Here is a 6,816-nt window from a genome sequence, read left to right as displayed (position 1 = left end):
ATGCCACAACTGAAGCCCGAGCAGCCGTACCCGCAGTCACACCTCATTGTCCCGCCAACCCCTGTGCACCGGGCAGTAATTGAAATACAAGCCCCGGCCGTGCCGGAGTACTGCCGCTGGACGCCGGCCGACCGTGTTCCCTTCTTCAGGAATCCGGTGTCGTCGATGATGAGGACCGCTTCGGGGTCACCGAGATGATCCACCACATACTCACGGATGTCGTCGAGGACCTCCTCGGCGTCCCACTCGATCCGGTTCAGCATCCGCTGGATGCGGTCCGGACCGTCATGACCGGCCTGCTCGGCCACGGTCCAGCCGTTCTTGCGCTGCAGCGGAGCAATCAACCCCCGCATATAGGCCAGCGCCGACTCCCGCGGCTCCGACCTGCTGAAACGGTGCACGAACCGTTCGTGCACCGCGTCCAGTTCACCCGCCCACAACCTGACATAACAAAGGTCCCCACCCATAACCACACCAACGACCAACCTGGCCATCAGTCACGGCATGCACCGTTGCAGTACTAGGGCCTGTCGTTTGGATCAGGGGCCGAGCCGGGGCCGGACCGAGGCGAGGGCCGGCCAGCGCCCTGATCGGGTTGACCGCTCCCGGCAGGCAGTGCTGGAGTCGGCACGTGGACAGCATCCCCGCCAACCGGCGGCTCTGGAACCGGATCAGCAGCGCCTACCAGCACGAGCACGACCCGCACATCGGCGCCGCGCCCCGGCTGTGGGGCATGTACTCCATCCCCGACGCGCACCTGCAGGCCCTGGGCGACGTCACCGGCAAGCGCGTCCTCGAACTCGGCTGCGGCGCCGGCCAGTGGTCCAGGGCGCTCGCCGCCGAGGGCGCCACCGTGGTCGGGCTCGACCTGTCCGAAGCCCAACTCGCCGCAGCGGCCCGCGCGATGGGAGCGGCCCGCTACCCGCTGGTGCAGGGCGCCGCCGAACAACTCCCCTTCGCCGCCAACAGCTTCGACCTGGTGTTCTGCGACTTCGGTGGGCTCAGCTGGGCGCCCCCGCACCTGGCCGTCCCGCAGGCCGCACGCGTCCTGGGCCGAGGGGGGCGCCTGGTGTTCAACGTCGCCAGCCCATGGTTCGAAGCCTGCTACGACGAAGCCGCCGGCCGCGTGACCACGACGCTGCAGCAGGACTACTTCGGGCTGAACACCATCGCCGAGGACGACGGCGCGACCAGCTATCAGCTCACCTACGGCGACTGGGTCAAGATCCTGCGCGGCGCGGGTCTCGTCATCGACGACCTCATCGAGCCACGGCCCGGACTCGGGACACTCAACGGCTACAACGAAACCGACCCACCCGACTGGGCACACCGCTGGCCGGCGGAACTGCTCTGGGTGACCCACAAACCGTAGGTTCCGCCGCGCCGAGACGTGAAAGGGACCCACGGACGGTCACCGGATCCGCCGGACCGGCGCTGGGCGGGGGCCTCGTGCCCCGTACTCCGGGTGAGGGTGGTCGGGCGCTGCCGAGCCGGTCGAAGGGCCTGCGGGACGGGCCACTCGGCCCCTGCCCGGCGACGGCCGGCCGGGCGCAGTCTGTGAGGGTGGCAGAACGGCATCCAGCCCCTGGGAGGAAGCCATGACCGGCACCCCGACCGTCGTGGACGACGTGATGACCCACCGGGTGGTCGCCCTGCGCGCCGGAGCGGCGTTCAAGGAGATCGTGCGCACCATGCAGGAGTGGAGGGTCAGTGCCCTGCCGGTCCTCGACGACGGCGCTCGGGTCGTGGGCGTGGTCTCCGAGGGCGATCTGCTGCCGAAGGAGGAGTACAGCGAGGGCGGTCTCGACCCGTACGAGCGGGTGCGGCGCCCCGCCGACGTCCGCAAGGCGATGGCGGTGACCGCGGGAGATCTGATGACCACGCCCGCCGTCACCGTGGCACCGGACTCCACCCTCGCCCACGCGGCGCGCGTCATGGCCCGCAGCGGGGTCAAGCGGCTGCCGGTCGTGGACCACGAAGGGGTCCTGAAGGGCATCGTCAGCCGGTCCGACCTGCTGAAGGTCTTCCTGCGGGACGACGCCGACATCGCGGAGGACGTCCGTCGCGAGGTCGTGGACCGGCTCTTCGGCGCGCACGCGGCAAGGGTGCGGGTCGAGGTGCGCGAGGGTGCGGTCACACTCACCGGCCGGGTCCGGGAAACGGCGCTGGTCCCCCTCGCCGCGCACCTCACGCGGGCCGTGGCCGGTGTGGTGGACGTGCGGTGCGCGCTGACCGGGCCGCCCCGGCGCCCGGATCTGGACCCGGACCTGCCGGACCCGCAACGGTCCACCCCGGTCCGGCGCCAGTAGATCGCGCGGACCCGCGGGGCCCGCGGGAAAACAGACGTGGACCCGCGGGCCCGCTGGAACGAGGAGGCGAGCGCGGACCCGCGGGAAACCGGAGACGCGAGGGGGATCGGCGTGTCAGGCGACGTCCGCGGCGGTCAGATGGCACTCCACGCCCACGACGCCTTCCACGCCCCGGACGAGACGCGTGGCCAGCGGAACGCGGGAAGCGTCCTCGACGCGCCCGGTCAGGACGACCACGCCGTCGGTCACGACGACGTGCACGGGTTCGATCGGTGCGGGGAACAGGACGTCGAGGATGTCCCGACGGATCTCGTCGGCGAGTTCGTTGTCCGGGCGCAGGAACACCTTCAGCAGGTCACCACGGCTGACCACGCCTTCGAGCATGCCTTCCGCGTTCACCACGGGCAGCCGTTTGACGTGTCGCAGGGCCATGATGCGCGCGGCCTCGGCGAGACCGGCGTCCGCGTGGACGGTGACGGCCGGTGCGGTCATCAACTCCTCGGCGCAGGCGGCGCCGGCCTTGGCGAGGTCGGGCAGCCGCCGCAGTTGCGTGAAGCGGTCCGGGTCGCTGTTCCTGAACTCCTCCTTGGGCAGCAGGTCCGCCTCCGAGATCACCCCGATCACCCGGCCGTCGCCCTCCAGCACCGGCAGCGCGCTGACCTGCCACTGGTACATGCGCTCGACGATGTCCTTGAACAAGGCCCTGCGGCCCACCGCCACGGCGGCGCGCGTCATCACGTCACCGACCCGGTGCGGACTGCTGTCCATGCTGTCCTCCTCGCACTCTCGTGGCCGCGTCCCGGCGTGGTCGGGCCGCATCGGGTGTGCGCTCACGCCGAGTCCCCACTGCCGTACGGGGCGTAGAGATCGAGCAACCGGACGCGCGAGGCGTGCAGTCGCTGGGCGATCACGCGTCCCACCCAGACGGCGATGGACCGGCCGAACTCGGCGTCCGCCGAGCACAGGGTGCGTACCTCGTCCGCGTCGAACTCCCAGGCCCGTACGGGGCTCATCGTCTCGGCGCCCAGGTGCCAGATGCACGGCGGGAAGTGCCAGGACCAGCCGACCAGTTCGCTGTGGCCGAGTGTGTCTATGACGGCGGGCCGGCGTCCGGGCACGCGCAGGTCGAGGGCGACGGTGCCGGTGCGCACGATCCAGAAGCGGTCCGCACGGCGGCCCTCCTCGAACAGACGGGTACCGGCGTCGAAGGAGACCTCGCGGGCGAGGCGCATCAGCTGTTCGCGGTGCACGAGCTCAAGAGCGGTCGTCATGGTGGTGGCGGAGGTCATCGCACCGGCTCCCTTCATGCGGTGGTGATCCCAGGGTGCGGGTCCCCGCGCCCGGGCACCACGGGCCGCCCGGACCCGGTCGGGGGCTCTTCGGCCCATGCTCCGGAGCCGCTTCCCCACCAGGTCCGGGCCGCGCTCGTGAGCAGGTCTCTCGCACCGTCCGGCGAGCCGTCCGCCGAGCGGTCGCAGCCGCCCACGGGGCCTCTCCCACCGCCCGGGAAAATACCCCCGGGGGTACTCGTGCTACGGTCGATTCATACCCCCGGGGGTAATTTCCAGGAAGGAGAGACTCGTGTTCTTCGTCGACACGATCGAGTTGGCCGGACTCGGCAACCGCAGCTACCTGGCCGGCGGTGAGCGGACGGCCGTGGCCGTCGACCCGCCGCGTGACATCGACCAGGTGATCGCGGCGGCGGCTCGGCGCGGGGTGCGGATATCCCACGTCGTCGAGACCCACGTCCACAACGACTACGTCAGCGGCGGCCCGGAACTGGCCCGCGTCACGGGCGCCGCCTACCTCGTGCCCGCCGCGGCCCGGGTCGCCCACCGGCGCACACCCGTCCACGACGGCGACCGCCATGAGATCGACGCCGGCGCCGGCCTCGTGCTGCGGGCGCTGGTGACGCCCGGCCACACCCCGCACCACACCTCGTACGCGCTGGAGGAGGACGGGACGGCCGTCGCCGTGTTCACCGGCGGCTCACTGCTCGTCGGCACCGTCGGCCGGCCCGACCTGGTCGAACCGCGGCTGACGCGCGACCTCGCCAGGGCCCAGCACGCCTCCGCCCACCGCCTGGCGGCCGAGCTGCCGGACGACACGGCGGTGCTGCCCACCCACGGGTTCGGCAGCTTCTGCTCCTCCGGCCGGGCCGAGGGGGAGGCCACCACGATCGGCAAGGAGAAGGCCTCCAACGAGGCTCTCACCCGGGACGTGGACGCCTTCGTCGCCGCCCTGCTCGCCGGTCTGGACGACACCCCCGCGTACTACGCCCACATGGGTCCGGCCAACGCCGAGGGGCCCGCGCCCGTCGACCTGACCGCGCCCCCCACGGCCGACGCCGACGACATCGCCGCCCGGCTGGCCGCCGGCGAGTGGGTGGTCGACCTGCGCAACCGGGTCGCCTTCGCCGAGGGGCACGTCGCCGGTTCCTTCAACTTCGAGGCCGAGGGACAGCTCGCCACCTACCTGGCCTGGCTGATCCCGTGGGGCAAACCGGTGACCCTGCTCGCCGGGTCGGCCGCTCAGCTCGCGGCCGCCCAGCGCGAGCTGGTCCGCGTCGGCATCGACCGCCCGGCCGCCGCGGCCACCGGAGAGCCGTCGAGCTGGACACGCGACGGCGAGGTGCCTGCCGCCTTCCCGCGGGCCACGTTCGCCGACCTCGCCGACCACCCGCGCGACGGCATCGTCGTGCTGGACGTCCGCCGGACCTCCGAGCGGGCCACGGGCTTCATCGAGGGCTCCGCGCACATCCCCGTCCACTCCCTGCACCGCCGCGTCCACGAGGTCCCCGACGGGCAGGTGTGGGTGCACTGCGCGGGCGGTATGCGCGCCGCCATCGCCGCCTCGCTGCTGGACGCCGCGGGACGGGACGTCGTCGCCGTGGACGACTCCTTCGCCGCTGCCGAGAAGGCCGGGCTGACCGTCCACACCCGCTGACGGCCCGCGGTCCCGCGCACCTCACCACCGACGGCGGCCGCCACCTGCCGCCGTACCGCCTGCCGACAGGACGAACAGGAGCGAGAACCATCATGAGCCTCTTCGGGCGCAGCCCGCGGGGCGCGGCGCGCGTCACGGTGCGGGCGGCCGCCGCCCGCACCGGGCACACGCCGACGACCGGAAGCACCGGGACCGCCGTCCTGCTCGACATACGCGAACCCCACGAGTGGCAGGCCGGGCACGCCCCCGGCGCGGTCCACCTGCCCCTCTCGGCACTCGCCGCCGGCGACGGGCTGCCCACGGCGGCGCGGTCACGGCCCGTCGTGGTGATCTGCCGCTCCGGCAACCGTTCCCGCCGGGCCGCCGAGCTGCTGCGGGACCGGGGCGTCGAAGCCGACGACGTCATCGGCGGTATGCGCGACTGGGCCGAGGCCGGCCTGCCGGTCGTGGACGCGCGAGGCGGGAACGGGACCGTCGCGTGAGCACACTGTTCCTCGCCCTCGCGGCCGGAGCCGTCATCGGCCTCGCCCTCGGGGCACTCGGCGGCGGGGGCAGCGTCCTCGCCGTCCCCGCCCTGATCTACCTGCTGGGATTCACCCCCGTGGCGGCCACCACGGCCAGCCTCGTCATCGTCACCCTCACCTCGGCCACCGCCCTGACCGCCCACGCGCGCGAAGGGCATGTCCGCTGGCGTACGGGACTGCTGTTCGCTGCGGCGGGCATCGGGCCGGCGCTGCTGGGCGGCGCGCTCGCCGGACATCTGCCGGCGGCCGTGCTGACCGTCGCCTTCGCCGCGGTCGCGGCGGCCGCGGCGGTACGCATGCTCAGACCGCACACCGCGACGGACGACGTCGTCGCCGTACGGCCGGGACCGGCGGCGACGGCCGGAGCGGGCCTCGGCGCGGTCACCGGCATCCTGGGCGTGGGCGGCGGATTCCTTGCGGTCCCGGCCCTGGTCGACGTCCTCGGCATGCGGATGCGCGAGGCCGTGGGCACCAGTCTGCTCGTCATCACGGTCAACGCCCTGGCCGCCCTGACCATGCGCGCCGGTACGGCGGACGGCCTGGACTGGACCGTCGTAGGGCCGTTCGCCGGGGCGGCGATCCTGGGTGCCTGGGACGGCAAGCGGCTGTCCGCGAAGCTGTCCGGACGCACCCTTCAGCGGGCCTTCACCCTCGCCCTGCTGGCGGTGGCCGGCTTCATGCTCGTGGACGCGATCACGTGAGGGAGCAGCGCCCCGCTTCCCTCACGCCAGCGACAGGAAGAGCTTCTCCAGCCGCGCGCGCATCGCCTCCGTGTCCTCACCGTTCTTCCGGCCCGACTCGATGTCGGTCACGCACTGCTGCAGGCCCGTGGCGATGATCGCGAAACCGGCTCGGTCCAGGGCCCGTGAGGCGGCTGCCAGCTGCGTGATGACGTCCTCGCAGTCCCGCCCCTCCTCGATCATCCGGATCACTCCGGAGATCTGACCCTGCGCCCGCCGCAACCGGTTCAGCACTGCCTTCAGGGACGCGCCCTCAAGCTCCAGTTCCACGCTCACTCCTCGAAAAATACCCCTAGG

Annotated in this window: 9 protein-coding genes; 5 read left to right on the top strand and 4 right to left on the bottom strand. The window is 72.5% G+C overall.

Annotated features, from left to right (window positions below):
• The coding region (locus ACF08B_RS40330; protein WP_392322024.1) for a transposase at positions 1–467 on the bottom strand (467 nt) is incomplete at its 3' end.
• A 164-nt stretch (positions 468–631) separates the two neighbouring features.
• Here ACF08B_RS40330 and ACF08B_RS40325 point away from each other — a divergent pair.
• Together ACF08B_RS40325 and ACF08B_RS40320 are read left to right on the top strand one after the other, a co-directional pair.
• A complete protein-coding gene (locus ACF08B_RS40325) occupies positions 632–1,372 on the top strand; it encodes a class I SAM-dependent methyltransferase (protein ID WP_392322023.1) in 741 nt (246 codons plus the stop codon).
• 226 nt (positions 1,373–1,598) lie between these two features.
• Positions 1,599–2,309 carry a CBS domain-containing protein gene (locus ACF08B_RS40320; RefSeq protein ID WP_392322022.1) on the top strand — a complete coding sequence of 237 codons (711 nt, stop codon included), beginning with the start codon at positions 1,599–1,601 and terminating at the stop codon, positions 2,307–2,309.
• Positions 2,310–2,423: 114 nt separating this feature from the next.
• On the opposite strand, the gene ACF08B_RS40315 is transcribed toward ACF08B_RS40320, so the two are convergent.
• On the bottom strand, positions 2,424–3,077 hold the full coding sequence (locus ACF08B_RS40315) for a CBS domain-containing protein (protein WP_093480149.1): 654 nt from the start codon (positions 3,075–3,077) through the stop codon (positions 2,424–2,426).
• A 62-nt stretch (positions 3,078–3,139) separates the two neighbouring features.
• Entirely contained in the window at positions 3,140–3,598 is a 459-nt protein-coding gene (locus ACF08B_RS40310; protein WP_392322021.1) for a cyclic nucleotide-binding domain-containing protein, read from the bottom strand.
• Positions 3,599–3,890: 292 nt separating this feature from the next.
• On the opposite strand from ACF08B_RS40310, the gene ACF08B_RS40305 reads away from it, so the two are divergent.
• The 3 genes from ACF08B_RS40305 to ACF08B_RS40295 all read left to right on the top strand — a co-directional run bounded on the left by ACF08B_RS40305 (position 3,891) and on the right by ACF08B_RS40295 (position 6,480).
• A complete protein-coding gene (locus ACF08B_RS40305; protein WP_392322020.1) occupies positions 3,891–5,255 on the top strand; it encodes a rhodanese-like domain-containing protein in 1,365 nt (454 codons plus the stop codon).
• 92 nt (positions 5,256–5,347) lie between these two features.
• Positions 5,348–5,737, top strand: coding sequence for a rhodanese-like domain-containing protein (locus ACF08B_RS40300; protein ID WP_392322019.1), 390 nt, complete (start codon positions 5,348–5,350; stop codon positions 5,735–5,737).
• Positions 5,734–6,480: a sulfite exporter TauE/SafE family protein gene (locus ACF08B_RS40295; protein ID WP_392322018.1), complete on the top strand. Its 747-nt coding sequence runs from the start codon at positions 5,734–5,736 to the stop codon at positions 6,478–6,480. The genes ACF08B_RS40300 and ACF08B_RS40295 overlap by 4 nt, the downstream gene beginning before the upstream one ends.
• 21 nt (positions 6,481–6,501) lie before the next feature.
• On the opposite strand, the gene ACF08B_RS40290 is transcribed toward ACF08B_RS40295, so the two are convergent.
• Positions 6,502–6,789: a metal-sensitive transcriptional regulator gene (locus tag ACF08B_RS40290; protein ID WP_073896789.1), complete on the bottom strand. Its 288-nt coding sequence runs from the start codon at positions 6,787–6,789 to the stop codon at positions 6,502–6,504.
• Positions 6,790–6,816 lie beyond the last annotated feature (27 nt).

This window comes from Streptomyces sp. NPDC015139 (genome assembly GCF_043079785.1).
Classification (GTDB): Bacteria; Actinomycetota; Actinomycetes; order Streptomycetales; family Streptomycetaceae; genus Streptomyces; species Streptomyces albidocamelliae.
Note: the sequence above shows the minus strand (reverse complement) of the source record. Positions and strands in the feature narration are given on the sequence as shown.